This is a genomic window from Klebsiella sp. YJ (assembly GCF_002108615.1).
In the GTDB taxonomy this organism is placed as follows: domain Bacteria; phylum Pseudomonadota; class Gammaproteobacteria; order Enterobacterales; family Enterobacteriaceae; genus Klebsiella; species Klebsiella planticola.
Map to the genome: position 1 here is coordinate 1 of NZ_MTEG01000085.1, position 1,968 is coordinate 1,968.

General features: G+C 52.4%; 1 protein-coding gene and 1 pseudogene. Both read right to left on the bottom strand.

Annotated elements, in window-relative coordinates; all coding sequences use genetic code 11:
- Window positions 1-1,354, bottom strand: a pseudogene (gene silP / locus BV390_RS30210) (Ag(+)-translocating P-type ATPase SilP); the annotation flags it as partial.
- 97 nt (window positions 1,355-1,451) lie between these two features.
- Window positions 1,452-1,892, bottom strand: coding sequence for a DUF411 domain-containing protein (locus BV390_RS30215; RefSeq protein WP_002436620.1), 441 nt, complete (start codon window positions 1,890-1,892; stop codon window positions 1,452-1,454).
- Window positions 1,893-1,968 lie beyond the last annotated feature (76 nt).

Here is a 1,968-nt window from a genome sequence, read left to right on the forward strand (position 1 = left end):
CCATCCTGGGCTCGGGCCCCCAGACAGACCAGATCATGAAAGCAACAACCGCGATAAGTATCACCAGAGGAACAAACCAGCCTGAAACGCTGTCAGCCATTCTCTGGATGGGGGCCCGCGAACGCTGTGCATCAGCGACCATCTGAACAATTCGTGAGAGCATCGTTTCATCACCGACTTTCTCTGCACGGATGATAAGACTACCTGTCTGATTAATCGTCCCCCCAATGACGGGTTCACCCTCCGTTTTGGTAACCGGCATAGACTCCCCGGTCACCATCGATTCATCCACGGTTGTTTTGCCTTCGACCACGATACCGTCGACCGGAATACTCTCTCCAGGTCTGATGCGGAGCTTATCGCCAGGCAGGACATCTTCCGCATTAATATCCGTTTCATGACCGTCATGATCCAACCGCCTGGCGGTTTTGGGGGCAAGGTTCAGAAGTGCAGTAATGGCACCTGAGGTTTGTTCCCTTGCCCGCAATTCAAGGACCTGTCCCAGCAGAACAAGCACCGTAATAACAGCTGCGGCTTCAAAATAAATGGCCACCAGGCCATCCATGTTTCTGAACGATGCAGGAAACCAGGAGGGGAAGACGGTTGCAATGACGCTGTAAACCCAGGCTACGCCGGTCCCCATTGCAACAAGGGTAAACATATTCAGGGAGCGGTTACGTAACGACATTCCGGCCCGGGCGAAGAATGGCCAGCCACACCACAAAACGACAGGAGAGGCCAGAAGTAACTGCAGCCATGTGTTGTACTGTGGCGGTACTGTATTCCTCAAAGCGGGAAACAGATGAGAACCCATTTCGAGTATCAGAACCGGAAACGCCAGCAACAACCCCAGCCAGAAGCGTCTTGTCATGTCGCGAAGTTCATCACTCGTCCCCGTGGATGCCGTAGCTACGAGCGGCTCCAGTGCCATTCCACAGACAGGACAGCTTCCGGGACCACTACGGCGTATCTCCGGATGCATCGGACATGTCCACACACCTTCAGAAATCTCTTTCTCCGCCTGGCGGTGAGACTGTTTTATCTTATCAGGGCTGACTTCATGGTGGTCGTGGTGATGGTGATGTTCACTGGCATCTTCGGTAAAATAATGATCGGGATGGGCTTTAAATTTGCTCTCACAGCTGGCGGAGCAGAAATAAAGCTGATGGTCCTGGTATCGAATGCTGCTGTGCGCCTTGTCAGGCAGGATGACCATCCCGCACACGGGATCTCTCACCTTATGCAATGCGTGACTCTCGTCCGGGGATGATGTCTGCTCAGAAGCAGTCTGGTTGTTATGTTCCACTGCATTGTCATTTTTCACAGTAACTCTCCTTATGCATATCTGAAGCATTTTCTGTCTTCAGGATATGTCATGGATGCGATTACCACGAATGCCGCCGGCATAAGAGTGCCTGCTGCCGGCGTCCCGTTATCAGCCGTTCCGCTGACTATTCGATTCGCTGGAAGACTTTTTTACTGCCCTCCGGTGAGAATGCGATAACATCGTAAGCCTCTTTTCGGGCCCCCATCTCCATTCCCGGACTTCCTGCTGGCATACCGGGGGTGGCGAGACCGTATATACCCGAACCAGACTGCATGGCCTTATGTATCGTTGCCGCAGGCACATGGCCTTCAATGATCAAATTACCTACAACCGCGGTATGACAACTTCGTAGTCCAGCAGGAACAGCATGCTTTTCTTTCAGGGCTGACAGCGCCTGATCATTCATGACGTGAGTTCGCACTTCGAACCCGTCTTTTTCCATCGCTTTGCCCCACAGGGAACAACAGCCACAGTTTTCAGATTTGTACATATCAATGACTTTTTCACTCGCCATTGCAGGCAGTGACAGGCCGAGAGCCAGGGCCATTAGAACCACTTTTTTCATACTCACCTCTGTATATTATCGATATAAACCCTGACGTCAGGGTGAATCAGTGCAGAAGGACGCCCACTGGGGGCGC